General features: G+C 70.4%; 13 protein-coding genes. 8 read left to right on the forward strand and 5 right to left on the reverse strand.

The window, feature by feature from the left end; all coding sequences use genetic code 11:
• The first annotated feature begins 12 nt into the window (after window positions 1–12).
• Entirely contained in the window at window positions 13–1,242 is a 1,230-nt protein-coding gene (locus tag ACWGI2_RS08075; RefSeq protein WP_453694517.1) for an MFS transporter, read from the forward strand.
• A gap of 93 nt (window positions 1,243–1,335) precedes the next feature.
• Here the strand turns inward: ACWGI2_RS08075 and ACWGI2_RS08080 are convergent, their stop codons facing one another.
• A complete protein-coding gene (locus ACWGI2_RS08080) occupies window positions 1,336–2,403 on the reverse strand; it encodes a YncE family protein (RefSeq protein WP_453694518.1) in 1,068 nt (355 codons plus the stop codon).
• A gap of 210 nt (window positions 2,404–2,613) precedes the next feature.
• Between ACWGI2_RS08080 and ACWGI2_RS08085 the strand changes: the two genes are divergently transcribed.
• Together ACWGI2_RS08085 and ACWGI2_RS08090 are read left to right on the forward strand one after the other, a co-directional pair.
• A complete protein-coding gene (locus ACWGI2_RS08085; protein ID WP_453694519.1) occupies window positions 2,614–4,125 on the forward strand; it encodes an alpha/beta hydrolase in 1,512 nt (503 codons plus the stop codon).
• 98 nt (window positions 4,126–4,223) lie between these two features.
• Window positions 4,224–4,472 carry a hypothetical protein gene (locus tag ACWGI2_RS08090; protein ID WP_453694520.1) on the forward strand — a complete coding sequence of 83 codons (249 nt, stop codon included), beginning with the start codon at window positions 4,224–4,226 and terminating at the stop codon, window positions 4,470–4,472.
• Here ACWGI2_RS08090 and ACWGI2_RS08095 read toward each other — a convergent pair.
• The 4 genes from ACWGI2_RS08095 to ACWGI2_RS08110 are packed head-to-tail and all read right to left on the reverse strand — an operon-like array spanning window position 4,436 to window position 8,368.
• On the reverse strand, window positions 4,436–5,389 hold the full coding sequence (locus ACWGI2_RS08095; RefSeq protein ID WP_453694521.1) for an aminoglycoside phosphotransferase family protein: 954 nt from the start codon (window positions 5,387–5,389) through the stop codon (window positions 4,436–4,438). The two genes, ACWGI2_RS08090 and ACWGI2_RS08095, sit on opposite strands and share 37 nt — an antisense overlap.
• 26 nt (window positions 5,390–5,415) lie before the next feature.
• Entirely contained in the window at window positions 5,416–6,360 is a 945-nt protein-coding gene (locus ACWGI2_RS08100; protein WP_453398927.1) for an aldo/keto reductase, read from the reverse strand.
• A gap of 55 nt (window positions 6,361–6,415) precedes the next feature.
• Window positions 6,416–7,330 carry an adenosine kinase gene (locus ACWGI2_RS08105; protein ID WP_453694522.1) on the reverse strand — a complete coding sequence of 305 codons (915 nt, stop codon included), beginning with the start codon at window positions 7,328–7,330 and terminating at the stop codon, window positions 6,416–6,418.
• A 3-nt stretch (window positions 7,331–7,333) separates the two neighbouring features.
• Window positions 7,334–8,368 carry a LacI family DNA-binding transcriptional regulator gene (locus ACWGI2_RS08110; RefSeq protein ID WP_453398925.1) on the reverse strand — a complete coding sequence of 345 codons (1,035 nt, stop codon included), beginning with the start codon at window positions 8,366–8,368 and terminating at the stop codon, window positions 7,334–7,336.
• Between the two features lie 336 nt (window positions 8,369–8,704).
• Here ACWGI2_RS08110 and ACWGI2_RS08115 point away from each other — a divergent pair, with 336 nt between their 5' ends.
• The 5 genes from ACWGI2_RS08115 to ACWGI2_RS08135 all read left to right on the forward strand — a co-directional run bounded on the left by ACWGI2_RS08115 (window position 8,705) and on the right by ACWGI2_RS08135 (window position 14,658).
• A complete protein-coding gene (locus ACWGI2_RS08115) occupies window positions 8,705–9,976 on the forward strand; it encodes an extracellular solute-binding protein (RefSeq protein WP_453694523.1) in 1,272 nt (423 codons plus the stop codon).
• A complete protein-coding gene (locus ACWGI2_RS08120) occupies window positions 9,977–10,987 on the forward strand; it encodes a carbohydrate ABC transporter permease (protein WP_453398923.1) in 1,011 nt (336 codons plus the stop codon).
• A gap of 35 nt (window positions 10,988–11,022) precedes the next feature.
• The gene (locus ACWGI2_RS08125) at window positions 11,023–11,874 is read left to right on the forward strand and encodes a sugar ABC transporter permease (RefSeq protein WP_453399205.1); all 852 of its coding nucleotides are present in this window, start codon (window positions 11,023–11,025) and stop codon (window positions 11,872–11,874) included.
• A 61-nt stretch (window positions 11,875–11,935) separates the two neighbouring features.
• On the forward strand, window positions 11,936–13,585 hold the full coding sequence (locus ACWGI2_RS08130) for a glycoside hydrolase family 13 protein (protein WP_453694524.1): 1,650 nt from the start codon (window positions 11,936–11,938) through the stop codon (window positions 13,583–13,585).
• Window positions 13,573–14,658, forward strand: a complete 1,086-nt coding sequence (locus tag ACWGI2_RS08135; protein ID WP_453398921.1) for a LacI family DNA-binding transcriptional regulator — start codon at window positions 13,573–13,575, stop codon at window positions 14,656–14,658. The genes ACWGI2_RS08130 and ACWGI2_RS08135 overlap by 13 nt, the downstream gene beginning before the upstream one ends.
• Window positions 14,659–14,747: the final 89 nt, after the last annotated feature.

The raw sequence follows: 14,747 nt of genomic DNA on the forward strand, positions 1-14,747 counted from the left end.
GACGGTCGCCGCATGCTCTGGATCGCCCTGATCAACAAGGCGGGAACCGGACTGTGGATGGGGGCGGCCGCCCTCTACTTCACCCTGGTCACCGGGCTATCCGTCGCCGAGGTCGGCGTACTCATGGGGGTCTCGGGGGCCGTGGGCATCGCGGGGGCGCCGCTCGCGGGCCACCTCGCCGACCGGTTCCCCGTCACCCGCGTCATCATCGGCGCCCAACTCCAGCAGGCCATCGCGCTGTTGGCGTTACTGACGACGGACAACTTCTCCCTGCTCCTGCTGTACTCCGCAGTGAACAGCCTCGCCGACCGCGGCGCCAACGTCCTCACCAAGCTGTACGCCGCCCGTATCGCGGGCCCGGAGCGCACCAAGTACCAAGCCGTCCAGCGCACCGTGTCCAACGCGGGCTGGGCCATCGGCGGCCTGGCCGGCGCGCTCGCCCTCGCCGTCGGCACCACCCACGCCTACCAGGCCCTGCTCGTCGGCAACGTGCTGAGTTTCCTCCTCGCCGCGATCCTCACCCTGCGCTGCGCGGAACCGCCTTCCCCGTCCCGGGTGGTCACCGACTCCACGGCGCCCGCACTCCCCGCTCCGCCGCCGAGCCCGTGGCGGGACCGCCCCTTCCTGCTCTTCACCGTCACCGAGGCGGCACTCTTCCTCGACGACGCGGTTCTCCAGGTCGGCATGCCCCTGTGGATCGTCCACGCGACGGACGCCCCGCACGGCCTCGCGCCGCTGCTCATGGTCCTCAACTGCGTGCTCGTCGTCTGCTGCCAGGTCCCGCTGTCCCGCTTCGGGAGCACGCCGGACGGAGCCCGCGCCCTCCTCGTACCCCTGGCCGCCTGCTTCGTCGTCGGCTGCGCCGCGATGACCGCCTCCGTGGCCGGCGGCACCTGGCTGGCCGTCACCACCCTGGTGGTCGCCGCGATCGCCTTCACCTTCGCGGAGATACTGCACGCCATCGCGTCCTGGGAACTCTCCATCGCCCTCGCCCCTGACGAAGCCCAGGGCGCCTACCTTGGCGTACACGGACTGTCCTCGTCCGCCCAGCGCAGCGGGGGACCGCTCCTGGTCACCGCCGTGATTGCCGCGGGCCCTCTCGCCTGGCCACTGCTCGGCGCGGGTGTGATCGCGACGGTCGTGGCGCAGAGTCATCTCGTACGCAAGAGGCTGCACCGGTCGGCCGGACGGACGGATGCGTCCGGCGTGCCACTCGAACGCGGTCAGCGGCTCGAGTCGTAACTCTTCCTCGCCCCTCGCCGCGTACGACGACGCCCCGCCCGCCACGTTCGCGTGGCGGGCGGGACGATGAGCCGTCTCAGGAGGCGCGGAAGTTCAGCGGCCGATGCGGATGCGGTGCGCCTTGTCCTGGCCCTCCGGGCCGGTGCCGGACTTGTCGACGACGAAGGCCGTTCCGCCCGTCACCTGCACGTGGTTGGGGTTGGCGCCGGTGGCCAGGGTCTCGATGACGGCGCCCTCGGTGGGGTCGACGACCGTGACGGTGCCGGGGGTGCGGTTGGCGACCAGGACGTTGCCCGAACGCTTGTCGGTGGCGACGGACAGGGCGCCCGCGCCGGTCGGCACGGACTTCGTGACGGTGCCCTTTTTGAGGTCGACGACCGAGAGGCCGCCGGCGGCCTGGTCGGCGGTGTAGGCGGTGCGGCCATCCTTGGAGAGCGCGATGGAGATCGGGCCGTCACCGGTGGGGATGAGGCGGGGGGTCTCGCTTTTCCGGGTGATCTCGATGATCCGGTCGCCGTTGAGGTCGGCGGCGTAGACGGCACCGGACCGCGCGTTCACGGCGAGGCCGGCCGGGCCCGATCCCTCGACCGTGACGCGCTTCTTCTCCTTGAAGGTGCGGGTGTCGAAGGCGACGACGGTGCCGTCGCCGAAGCTGCTCGCCCACGCCGTGTTGTGCTTGGCGTCCACGACGACCTCGCGGGCGTGGTTCACGCCGGGCAGCGAGACGAGGTGCTTGCCGGTGCGCTGGTCGTATACGGCGACGGAGTTGTCGCGGGTGTTCGTCGTCCAGACGGTGTTGTGCTCGTCGTCGACGGCGACTCCGTAGACGGCCTCGACGGCGCCGGTCCCGGCGTTGGTGACCGGAGGCGTGTAGCTCTCCTTCACCTTCAGCGTGCGCGGGTCGACCTTCAGCAGGCTGGAGTTGGTGACGGGCGGCCGGCCCACCGCGGAGGTGGCCCACAGCACGTTGTTCCGCTCGGAGTACGCGGACTGGTAGAGACCCTTCACGAGCGGCGCGGACTCGACGGTCGAGCCGGCCGCTTTGCCGGAGTCCTGGCCGGGCTGCGCGGACGCGGTACCGGTCAGGGCCAGCGCGCTGCCCGCGGCGAGGGCCACGGCAACTGCGGCGGTACGGCGGATGCGGCAAGTGAGTGAGGTCATGCTGCGTCAATCTCCTTGACTGAGGCGCCTCCGAGAGAGGCGATCGCTCAATAACTTAGCTTAGGCTAACCTAAGTCGCATGCTTCACATTGTGTGGCGCCCGCCACATTCGACCCTATGTCCCCTAGGGGCTCGCGAGGGTAAACCCCCATCCCCCTAGGTCAGTTGGGAGGATGTGGCGGCCGTACGCGATCGGCGAGGCTCTTCCCCATGACGAAGATCAAGCGAAACGCAGCCCTGCTCGCCGCCTCCGCCGCCGTCCTCAGCCTCACCGCACCGCTGGCCGCGACGGCCTCAACTCCCTCAACTCCCTCCACCCCCAACGCTCCTGCCGCCGCCGCGCCCCTGGACTGGAAGCCGTGTGAGGGCGGCGCCGCCGATGCCCGACAGGAGTGCGGGACTGTCAACGTCCCGATGGACTACGCCGACCCCACGGGCAAACAGATAGGCATCGCCGTCTCCCGCATCCCCAGCGAGAACCCCGAGGCACGCCGCGGCGCCCTGCTCCTGATCCCCGGCGGGCCCGGCGGCGTCGGCCGAGACACTCCTTCGGGCAAGGGCCAGAAGCTGCCGCAAGCGGTGCGGGACGCGTACGACCTGATCGGCTTCGACCCCCGCGGCCTCGGCCGCTCCACCCCGGTCAGCTGCGGCCTCGAACGTGCCGACCTTGCCGCGTCGAGACTGCGCCCCTGGCCCGGCCCCGACGGCTCCATCGGTGGGAACATGACCGCCGCGCAGCGCGTCTCGGATGCCTGCGCACGCAACGGCGGTGACCTCATCCGCCACATCAGCACCGCCAACGAGGCCCGGGACATCGACCGCATCCGGGAGGCGCTCGGCGAGCGGAAGGTCTCCGCGTGGGGCGTCTCGTACGGCACGTACGTAGGGGCGGTCTACAGCCAGCTCTTCCCGCACCGCACCGACCGCGTCGTCCTCGACAGCAACGACGACCCCGACCCCAAGCGGGTCTCCCGCGCCTGGCTCGCCGGGCATGAGCAGGGAGTCGAGGACACCTTCCCCGAGTTCGCCAAGTGGGCCTCGGCGCCCGGCAATCCGTTGCGCCTGGCCCGGACGGCGGCCGAAGTACGCCCGCTCTTCCTGCGCCTGGCGGCCGAACTCGACCGCGAGCCGATCCCATGGCCCAAGGCCAACCCCGAGGAGCTCAACGGCAACGTCCTGCGGCAGGCACTCCTGAACTCGCTCGACGACCCCGACGACTTCGACGACCTCGCGGAGCTGATCCGTGCCGCCCGGAAGGGCACGGTCCCGCCCGCGCCGCAGGCACCGCCGGAGCCGGAGATGCAGAAGGCCGTCGCGGTCGGCACCGCGGTCCTCTGCAACGACATCGAGTGGCCCAAGTCGGCGGGCGCGTACGCGAAGGAGGTGGCCGAGAGCCGGTCCAAGTACCCGCTCACCGCAGGAATGCCGCGCAACGCGATGCCCTGCGCCGCCTGGCCGTACCGCTCGAAGGAGGCCCCGGTACGGATCACCGACAGCGGCCCGTCCAACATCCTCCTCATCCAGAACGAACGCGACCCGGCGACCCCGCTCACCGGCGCCCTCAACCTCCGCAAGTCCCTTGGAAAGCGGGCCGTGATGGTCACGGTGAACGCGACGGGCCACGACGCCTACCTCGCCAACGGCAACGAGTGCGGCGACCGGACCGTCTCCCACTACCTGGCGACGGGGGAGCGGCCGGGGCGGGACAGGTACTGCGGCTAGGCCGGACACGATCGGACACCAAGTGAGGGTGGTCATCCGGGAGCCCCGGCGATACCCCCACTCCGCTGACCGATGAGGAAGAACAGCGCGTACGGGCCGTGCTGTTCAGCGAGCCTGGCAACAAGATCGCCGACCGGGGCTGGGCGCGATTCCCCGCGTACGAACCGGAAGAGCGCCGCCGGTTGGTCGACGTCGCGCACCGCCTCACCGCTCGCTGGGGAGTGCAGGTATTCGTCGAGGCCGAGGACGAGTGCGTCCTGAGGCTGTTCCTGGCCGGGCGCGGGGGCGGCGGCGTTGTGTCGCCCGCCCCTCAGGCCAGCAGCTCCGCGGTGTCCAGGAACGGCTGACCGAGCTCCTCCGAGCCGAAGTCGAGCACGTAGAGCCCGGTGGACACCCGCTCCAGGAAGCCCCACTCCCAGATCGCCCGCTCGTCCACCCCGGCCCCGGCCCGGTCCGCGAGCAGCCCGCAGTACGAGCGGATCAAACCGCGCGCCGCAGCTCTGTCCCGGCCCCTCAACTCGGCGCACCAGTCGCGGAGTACGACCCCCAAGTCGTACGCGGGATCGGCGAGGAACCCGTCAGGGTCCACGAAGACGAACCCGGCCTCGGCACCGGCCCGGGGCGCGGTGACCCGCAGCGCGTTGCCGGGATGCGGGTCACCGTGCACGACGACGCAACGGCCGGGATCGAACGCGGCGGCACGGCGTTCGGCGTACGCCAGCGCCCTGGTCACCACCCGCTCCGAGCAGGGCCGCCCGAGGCTCTCCCACAGCCGTCCGACCATCTCGCCCAGGGCGCGGGCCTTGTCCTGGGCGGGGTCGGCGGTCAGTACCGCCGCGCGCGGCACCCGCCAGGCGCTCCGGAGCATTGCGCACAGCGTCTCCATCTGCTGCCGAGGAGCGAGGCCGAGCCGGTCCATCGACGGCCCGAGCGCTTCCAGGAGCAGCGCGTGACGGTCGAGATCCTCGGCGAGGAGCCGCGCGTACCCCCGCCCCTCCGCGAGGCGCAGGGTCCGCACCTGATCCGCGAAGTCCGGTGCGGGCAGGGAGACTTTGAGCACCGCGTCCCGGCCGTCACGGGCCCGGGCCCGCGCCACGTAGGAGGCGCTTCCACCGGGCAGCGACGACCCGACCTCGATCGACCAGCACCGCTCCAGATCCCTTACGAGAACGGGCAGTTCGGCCAGCCACCGCTCGCCGAGGCCTCCAAGGCTGAGGGCCTTCTGACGTACGAGGGACTGGACTTCGACGGCGGGCTCGGTCACGGCGTCGATTATGGCCGCCGGGGCGCCTAGGGCAACGGGCCGCCCCGGGCCGTGATCCACAGGTCGTACCACTCCTCGTGGGTGAGTTCGGGTTCGCGGTGCACTGCGTCCCGGCAGGCGAGGATGCGGTCCGGGCGGCTGGTGCCGATGACGGGGGCGATGCGGGCCGGGTGCCGTTGGAGCCACCACAGGAGGATCGTCTCCGGGGTCGTCCGCTTGCGTGCGGCGAGGTCGGTGACCAGCCGTGCGGTCGGGGTTTCGCCGCCGCCGGTGAAGCGGCCGCGGGCGAGGGCTCCCCAGGCCTGCAACTGGATGCCGTTGGCCGTGCAGTACTCGAGTGTCCCGTGCGGGAAGCCGCTGGCGGCGGCGGCCGGGGTGTTCACCAGTACGCCCGCCTCGACCCAGTCGCGGCTCTCCAGGCTCATCTCCAGCTGGTTGGCGACCAGCGGTACGTCGAGATGCGCCCGCAGGTGCGCGATCTGCGCGGCGCTCATGTTCGACACGCCGAACCGGCGCACCAGGCCCTGTCCGTGGAGGGAGGACAGAGCTTTCGCGATCTCCTCCGGGCCCGTCAGCGGATCGGGGCGGTGCAGGAGCAGTACGTCGATCACGTCGGTCCGCAGCCGGGTGAGGCTCTCCTCGACGCGCTGGACGATGGTCGGTCCCCGCAGGTCGTACAGGCCGGGCCGGACGCCGTCGGTGAGGCGGATGCCGCACTTGGTCTGCAGGACGATGCGCTCGCGCAGCCCGGACGCCCTGGACAGGACCTCGCCGAAGACCGACTCGGACTTGCCGTGCCGGTAGATGTCGGCCTGGTCGAACACCGTGATGCCGGCCTCGAGGGCGGCTTCCACGGCGGCCTCGGCCGCGGCGATGTCCGCGGCGGCGTACGGCGTGGTGTCCCAGGTGCCGCCGAGTCCCATGCACCCGTACAGCACTCGACCGGGGCGCACGTCGGTCCGCGATGCCATGTCTCTTCCTCCGTGTCGCTCTACGTCGCTGCGTGGTGGGCCCTGCCATCGTCGCTCAGGCCCGCTGTGGTCCGGCGGCCAGGGTGAGGAGTTGGTCCCTGCTGATGACGTCGGTGCGCGTGGCCGGGACGGTGCAGGCGTACGCGCCGGCGATCGCGCCGTAGCGGGCGCAGCGCAGGGGTGGCTCGCCGGTCAGAAGGCCGAAGAGGTAGGCCGCGGCGAAGGCGTCACCGGCGCCGTTCGAGTCCACCACCGGCGCGGGGGGAGTGAAGGCCGGCACGTGGGAGATCTCGCCGTCGACGAGGAGGTGGGCTCCCTCGGCCCCGGCCGTCGCGACGACCGCCTTGGCCCGGCCCCGCGCGGCGATCTGACGCATGGTCCTCGCCGGGTCGGTCAGGGCGGCGGTCGACAGGAAGACGAGGTCGGCTTCGTACGCGAAGGCCTCGTGGTAGGGCTCTGCCCCGTCCCAGTTGTGCAGGTCGGTCGAGACGCTGACGCCCGCCGCGCGCAGCGTGGGCAGGGCGTGGGCGCAGGGATGGGTGAGCGAGACGTGGGCGTGCCGGCTCACCGCGGCGAGTGCTTCGACCGCCGCCGCGGGCAGCCGGTCCGGGCCCTGCGCACGGCTGTTGTCGTACAGCGAGAGGCGCCGTCCGTCGGGGCCGACGAGGTTCACCGCGCGCTTGGTGCCGCGGCGCTGGAGCGCTTCGGTGAAGGGGATGCCGCGCTCGCGGTGCAGCGCCCGGACCAGGTCGCCCTCGTGGTCGTCGCCGATGAGGTCGATGTGATGGGTGCGCAGCCCCAGGGCCCGCACCCCCATCGCGACGAAGTCGCCGGTCTGCCCGGCGCGCATGTCGATCGCGGGCACCAGGTAACTGTCGGCGTAGGGGAGCGGCAGCTCGGGAACGTACACGATCGAGTCCACCCCGGCGCCGCCGAGCACCAGGACGTCGATCTCGGTCCGCGTGGGCACGGCCTAGACGTCGCGGCGCTCGGGCCGGCCGGACGCGGTCGAGCCGCGGACCACGAGCTCCGGCATGAAGAGGAACTCGCTGTGCGGGGCGGGGGTTCCGCCGATCTCCTCAAGGAGGGTGCGGACCGAGGCCTGCCCCATAGCCTGGACCGGCTGGCGGACGGTGGTCAGCGGGGGGTCGGTGAAGGCGATGAGCGGGGAGTCGTCGTAGCCGACCACCGAGATGTCACGCGGCACCTCCAAGTCCCGTTCCCGGGCGGCCCGGACGGCGCCGAGCGCCATCATGTCGCTGGCGCACACGATCGCGGTGCAGCCCCGGCCGATCAGCGTGCCCGCCGCGGCCTGGCCGCCCTCCAGGGTGTAGAGGGAGTGCTCGATGAGCTGCTCGGAGTCCGCGGGTGACATCCCGAGGCGTTCGCGCATGCCGATCTGGAAGCCCTCGATCTTGCGCAGTACGGGCACGAAGCGCTTGGGACCCACCGCGAGCCCGATGCGGGTGTGGCCGAGGGAGGCGAGGTGGGTGACGGCGAGCCGGGCCGCGGCACGGTCGTCCGTGGAGACGAAGGGGGCCTGCACCTTGGGGGAGAAGCCGTTGACGAGGACGAAGGGCACACCCTTGCCGCGCAGCACTTCGTAGCGCTCCATGTCGGCGGTGGTGTCCGCGTGCAGGCCGGAGACGAAGATGATCCCGGAGACACCGCGGTCCACCAGCATGTCGGTGAGCTCGTCCTCGGTGGAGCCGCCGGGGGTCTGGGTGGCGAGGACCGGCGTGTAGCCCTGGCGAGTCAGGGCCTGGGCGATGACCTGGGCGAGCGCCGGGAAGATCGGGTTGTCCAGCTCGGGCGTGATCAGGCCGATCAGTCCGGCGCTGCTGCGCTGCCGCAGCCGCGTGGGACGTTCGAAGCCGAGCATGTCCAGGGCGGCGAGGACGGATTCGCGGGTGCCCGCCGCCACGCCGGGCTTGCCGTTGAGGACACGGCTGACGGTGGCTTCGCTCACCCCCGCCTGCGCTGCGATGTCGACGAGCCGTGCGGTCATGCGGGGACTGTACCGGTGATCCGCCGGATTGCACACTGGTTGTGAAAGCTTGCAGAAAGTGCCGGTCCTGCAAGGGGCTTGCGGGGGATCCAGGACACGATGGGGGAGACCAACCGCCACTTCAGGGGCCTGTCAAGCGCAGCAAGGGCAACCGTAAGGACACACAGGGGTAACGATCAGCAGACCTTGCAGAAATTTCTCGCAAGGTCTTTCGGGCGCTTTTCAATCCTGTTACGTTCCCTGGCAACCCGGCGCCGCGTCGAGTGCGGCTCGTAGGAGGCAGCTCTGTTGGGGGTCTCGCCTCCCCTTGTTCCGGGATCAGTTGAAGGAGTTCACATGCGGCGTGGCATAGCGGCCACCGCACTGGTCGCGACCATGGCCCTGACGGCGACAGCGTGTGGTGGCGATGACGGTGACAGCGGCAACAAGGGTTCGGGCAAGCTGTCCGGAACCGTCACTTTCTGGGACACCTCGAACGACGCCGAGAAGGGGACCTACGAGAGGCTCGCCAAGGGCTTCGAGAAGCTCCACCCGGACGTCAAGGTCAACTACGTGAGCGTGGCGTTCGGCGAGGCCAACGCCAAGTTCAAGAACGCCGCGGGCGGCAACTCCGGCGCCCCCGACGTGATGCGCACCGAGGTCGCCTGGGTCGCGGACTTCGCCAACCTCGGCTACCTCGCCCCGCTGGAGGGCACCCCCGCCCTCGACAAGGCGGACGACTACCTCCCGCAGGCCGCCGCAAGCACCAAGTTCAAGGGCAAGACCTACGCCGCGCCGCAGACCATCGACACGCTGGCGCTCTTCTACAACAAGAAGATGCTCAAGGCCGCAGGCGTCGAGGTGCCCAAGACCTTCGACGAGGTGAAGACCGCCGCGAAGAAGATCAAGTCGAAGTCCGGCAAGACCGGCCTCTACCTGCGCGGCGACGACCCGTACTACTACCTCCCGTACCTCTACGGCGAGGGCGGCGACCTCCTCGACACCAAGAGCAAGAAGATCACCGTCGACGACCCCCAGGGCGCCGCGGCCTTCAAGGTGATGAAGGACCTGGTCGACTCCAAGGCGGCCACCACCGACGCGAGCGACGGTTACAACAACCAGCTCAACGCCTTCAAGGACGGCGACGTCGCGATGGCCCTCGACGGACCCTGGTCCATCGAAGGAGCCATGCAGGGCAAGGAGTTCAAGGGCGACAAGGACAACCTCGGCATCGCCCCGGTCCCCGGCGGCAGCGACCGTCAGGCGTCCCCGCAGGGCGGCTGGAACCTCGCGGCCTACGCGGGATCCAAGAACCTCGACGCGAGCTACGAGTTCATCAAGTACATGAGCTCGGCCAAGGTGCAGCAGCAGACCACCGAGAAGCTGAGCCTGCTGCCCACCCGCACCTCGGTGTACGACGTGAAGTCCGTCAAGGACAACCAGATGGTGCAGTTCTTCAAGCCGGCCGTGGACAAGTCCGTGGAGCGGCCGTGGATCCCGCAGGCCAACGCCCTGTTCGAGCCGATCCGGCTGCAGATGGAGAAGGTGCTCAGCGGCAAGACCTCGCCCGAGAACGGGGCGAAGGGTGTCGGCGACGCCTACCGCAAGCTGCTGAAGGACTACAAGTAAATGGCTGTTGACAGCAGCCAGTCCCTGACCAAGGCCGTGGACGCCCACAGCGTCCGCGGCCGCGGCCGGGGGACCGGCAAGACTCCCGGGCGGCTGCGCAGGTCGCTGTCCACGCACTGGTACGCGTGGGCCATGGTCGCCCCCGTGGTGGCCGTGATCGGCGTGATCATCGGGTACCCGCTGGTGCGGGGCCTGTACCTGTCGACGACCGACGCCAACGAAGCGAACGTCGAGCGCACGATCGGCGTCAACCACATCCCGGCGACCTACAAGTCCGTCGGCCTGGACAACTACACCGCGGTCTTCTCCGACGGCGTCTTCTGGGACCGGCTGACCTGGACCATCATCTGGACCGTCTCCTGCGTCGCGATCTCCTTCGCGCTCGGCCTGGTCCTGGCGAACATGCTCAACCGCAAGCTGGCGGGGCGCTCCCTCTACCGGATGGCGCTGATCCTGCCCTGGGCGGTGCCGGCCTTCGTCTCCGTGTTCACCTGGCGGCTGCTCTTCAACGAGAAGAACGGCATCCTCAACAAGATCCTCGCCGGTGGCGGCATCGACGCGATCCCGTGGCTCAACGACCCCACCTGGGCCAAGCTCTCGGTGATCACGGCCAACGTCTGGCTCGGCGTCCCGTTCATGCTGGTCGCCATGCTCGGCGGACTCCAGTCCATCCCCGGCGAGCTCTACGAAGCCGCGGAGATGGACGGCGCGAACGCCTGGCAGCGCTTCCGGCACATCACCCTGCCGGGTCTGCGCACCGTCAGCAGCACCGTGATCCTGATCAGCGGCATCTGGACCTTCAACATGTTCCCGGTGATCTTCCTGCTCACCCGGGGCGGTCCGGGAGACGCCACCGAGATCCTGGTGACGTACGCCTACCGGCTCTCGTTCGTCGTGAGTCCGCGCGACTTCGCCGGATCCGCGGCCTGGGGCGTCATCATTCTGCTGCTCCTTTCGCTCTTCGCGGTCGTCTACCGCCGCGCGCTCCGCAAGCAGGGAGAAGTGTGGTGACCACCGTGACCGATCAGAAGACGCCGACCGCGAGCCTGCCCAAGGCGAAGAAGGTCAGGGAGCGCGGTGAACGCGGCCCGCTGGCCTCGGTCGGCCTCCACCTGGGCCTGCTGATCGCCTCGGCCACCGCGGTGCTTCCGCCGCTGTGGCTGCTCATCACCTCGTTCAAGCCGACGAGCGAGGCGTTCTCCACCGACCTGGTCAAGGACTTCACGTTCCGCAACTACGACCACGTCGTCAACGACACCGAGTTCCTGAGCTGGCTCGGCAACTCCCTGCTCGTCGTGGGACTGACCACCGTCATCGGCGTCTTCATCTCCGCGACCACCGGCTACGCCGTCAGCCGCTTCAAGTTCCCCGGCATGCGGCCGCTGATGTGGCTTCTGCTGATCACCCAGATGTTCCCCGTCGCGGTCCTCATCGTGCCGCTCTACAACCTCCTCGCCAGTCTGGGTCTGCTCAACCAGCCCATCGGCCTGGTCGTCACGTACCTGACGATCGCCGTGCCGTTCTGCGCCTGGATGATGAAGGGGTACTTCGACACCATCCCGGTGGAGATCGACGAAGCCGGGCGCGTGGACGGGCTCAATCCGTTCGGCACCTTCTGGCGGCTCATCGTGCCGCTGGCCAAGCCGGGCCTCGCCGTCACCGGCTTCTACAGCTTCATCACCGGCTGGGCCGAAGTCGCGTACGCCTCCGCCTTCATGACCGGCGAGGAGAACCTCACCCTGGCGGGCGGCCTGCAGACCTTCGTCAACCAGTACACCAGCGACTGGGGCTCGCTGACGGCCGCGGCCGTGATCGTCGCGGTGCCCGCCGCGGTGATCTTCGGCTTCGTGCAGCGCCACCTCGTCTCCGGCCTCACCGCCGGCGCGACGAAGTCCTGACACCAAGTCCTCGTACGGCACACACCCCCCTCGCACTCGACCTCTCGATCTCAGGGAAGACATGACCCAGCATCTCGCTGCCCCTGCAGCCCCCGCCTCCGGCACCCACACGGACTGGTGGCGTGGCGCGGTGATCTACCAGGTCTACCCGCGCAGCTTCGCCGACGGCAACGGTGACGGAATGGGTGACCTGGACGGCGTCCGTGCCCGGCTTCCCTACCTCAGGGACCTCGGCGTCGACGCCGTCTGGCTCAGCCCCTTCTACTCCTCGCCGCAGGCCGACGCCGGTTACGACGTCGCCGACTACCGCGCGATCGACCCGATGTTCGGCAGCCTCCTCGACGCCGACGCCCTGCTGCGGGACGCCCACGACCTGGGCCTGCGCGTCATCGTCGACCTGGTGCCCAACCACTCGTCCGACCGGCACGACTGGTTCCAGCGCGCCCTGCGCGAGGGTCCGGGCTCGCCCCTGCGTGAGCGCTACCACTTCAGGCCCGGCAAGGGCGAGAACGGTGAACTCCCGCCCAACGACTGGGAGTCCGTCTTCGGCGGCCCCGCCTGGACACGGACCCCGGACGGCGAGTGGTACCTCCACCTCTTCGCCCCCGAGCAGCCCGACTTCAACTGGGAACACCCGGCCGTCCACGACGAGTTCCGCTCGATCCTGCGCTTCTGGCTCGACATGGGCGTCGACGGCTTCCGCGTCGATGTCGCCCACGGCCTGGTCAAGGCCGATGGCCTGCCCGACATCGGCCGCAGCGACCAGCTCAAGCTGCTCGGCAACGACGTCATGCCGTTCTTCGACCAGGACGGCGTACACGAGATCTACCGCAGCTGGCGCAAGGTGCTCACCGAGTACGCGGGCGAGCGCATCCTCGTCGCCGAGGCGTGGACGCCCACCGTCGAGCGCGCCGCCGCGTACGTGCGCCCGGACGAGATGCACCAGGCCTTCAACTTCCAGTACCTGGGCACCCATTGGGACGCCGCGGAGCTGCGCGAGGTCATCGACGTGTCCCTCGCCGCGATGCGGCCCGTCGGCGCCCCGGCCACCTGGGTGCTCTCCAACCACGACGTCACCCGCCACGCCACGCGGTTCGCCAACCCGCCCGGACTCGGCACCCAGCTGAAGACCGCGGGCGACCGCGCGCTCGGCCTGCGCCGCGCCCGCGCCGCGACCCTCCTGATGCTGGCGCTGCCCGGTTCGGCGTACGTCTACCAGGGCGAGGAACTGGGCCTGCCGGACGTCACCGAGCTGCCCGACGAGGTACGCCAGGACCCCTCGTTCATCCGGGCGAGCGGACAGGACGGATTCCGCGACGGATGCCGGGTGCCGATCCCCTGGACCACCGAAGGATCCAGTTACGGGTTCGGCGCGGGCGGCAGCTGGCTCCCGCAGCCCGCGGGTTGGGGCGAGCTCAGCGTCCAGGCCCAGACCGGAGACCCCGCGTCCACCCTGGAGCTGTACCGCAGCGCGCTCGCCGTGCGCCGGGAGCAGCCGGGGCTCGGCGCGGGCGACTCGCTGGAGTGGCTGGAGGCCCCCGAGGGGGTTCTCGCCTTCCGCCGGGAGGGGTTCGTGTGCACGGCGAACACCACCGGTGCCGCGGTGCGGATCCCGGCCCCCGGCAGGATCCTCCTGTCCAACGCCGAGGTGGAGACGGCGGACGGCAAGGTCGAGCTGCCCGCCGACACCACCGTCTGGTGGGCGGTGTGACCCTCTCCCTGCCGCGGTCCGCCGACCGGGGAGACGGAGGAGACCGGGGAGACCGGGGCGTCCCGCGGCTCGCGGACATCGCGGCCCAGTCCGGCGTCAGCGAGGCCACCGCGAGCCGGGTGCTCAACGGCAAGCCGGGGGTGGCCGCCGGCACCCGGCGCCGGGTGCTCGCCGCTCTGGACGTCCTTGGCTACGAGCGGCCGATGCGGCTCAAGCGGCACAGCGCGGGTCTGGTCGGCCTGGTCATCCCCGAGCTCAGCAACCCGATCTTCCCCGCCTTCGCGCAGGTCGTCGAGCAGGTCCTGTCCGGGCACGGCTACACGCCGATGCTGTGCACCCAGATGCCGGACGGGGCGAGCGAGGACGAGCTGGTCGAGCAGCTGGAGGAGCGGCGGGTCAGCGGCATCGTCTTCCTCTCCGGGCTGCACGCCGACACGACGGCCGACCCGGCCCGGTATCTCGAACTGCACGCCCGCGGTGTGCCGTTCGTCCTGATCAACGGCTACAACGAACACATCCCGGTGTCCTTCGTGTCGCCCGACGACCGCGCGGCCGTGCGGATGGCGGTGCGTCACCTCGTCGACCTGGGCCACGAGCGGATCGGTCTGGCCATCGGCCCGACGCGCTACGTCCCCTCGCTGCGCAAGGCGGAGGGGTTCACGGCGGCGCTGCACGAGCTGCTCGGCCTGGAACAGGGGGAGGCCGAACAGCGCGTGCAGCGCACGCTGTTCACGGTAGAGGGCGGACACGCGGCGGCCAGCGTCCTGCTCGACCAGGGGTGTACGGCGATCGTCTGCGGCAGCGACATGATGGCGCTCGGCGCCGTCCGCGCGGCACGTGAGCGGGGCCTTTCGGTGCCGGGCGACGTTTCCGTGGTCGGCTTCGACGACTCGCCCCTGATCGCCTTCACGGACCCGCCGCTGACCACGGTGCGCCAGCCGGTGCAGGCGATGGCGAGCGCCGCGGTGGGCGCGCTGCTCGAGGAGCTGCACGGAAATCCCGTACAGCACACGGAGTTCGTCTTTCAGCCCGAGCTGGTGGTGCGCGGCTCGACGGCGCAGGCGCGGCGCTGAGAGGGAGGCGCCCGGCGCCGGCCCGGTTCAGGGCAGCGGGGTCGTGATGTGGCTCCGGGGCCTCCCGGCCTCATGCCCCCGGTCCGAAC

The organism is Streptomyces sp. NPDC054866, assembly GCF_053610745.1.

What these genes read in the sequence shown, in the direction of transcription:
- ACWGI2_RS08080 (WP_453694518.1), bottom strand. Translation starts at nt 2,403, where the DNA reads ATGACCTCACTCACTTGCCGCATCCGCCGTACCGCCGCAGTTGCCGTG.
- ACWGI2_RS08130 (WP_453694524.1), top strand. Translation starts at nt 11,936, where the DNA reads ATGACCCAGCATCTCGCTGCCCCTGCAGCCCCCGCCTCCGGCACCCAC.
- ACWGI2_RS08085 (WP_453694519.1), top strand. Translation starts at nt 2,614, where the DNA reads ATGACGAAGATCAAGCGAAACGCAGCCCTGCTCGCCGCCTCCGCCGCC.
- ACWGI2_RS08110 (WP_453398925.1), bottom strand. Translation starts at nt 8,368, where the DNA reads ATGACCGCACGGCTCGTCGACATCGCAGCGCAGGCGGGGGTGAGCGAA.
- ACWGI2_RS08120 (WP_453398923.1), top strand. Translation starts at nt 9,977, where the DNA reads ATGGCTGTTGACAGCAGCCAGTCCCTGACCAAGGCCGTGGACGCCCAC.
- ACWGI2_RS08075 (WP_453694517.1), top strand. Translation starts at nt 13, where the DNA reads ATGCTCTGGATCGCCCTGATCAACAAGGCGGGAACCGGACTGTGGATG.
- ACWGI2_RS08100 (WP_453398927.1), bottom strand. Translation starts at nt 6,360, where the DNA reads ATGGCATCGCGGACCGACGTGCGCCCCGGTCGAGTGCTGTACGGGTGC.
- ACWGI2_RS08115 (WP_453694523.1), top strand. Translation starts at nt 8,705, where the DNA reads ATGCGGCGTGGCATAGCGGCCACCGCACTGGTCGCGACCATGGCCCTG.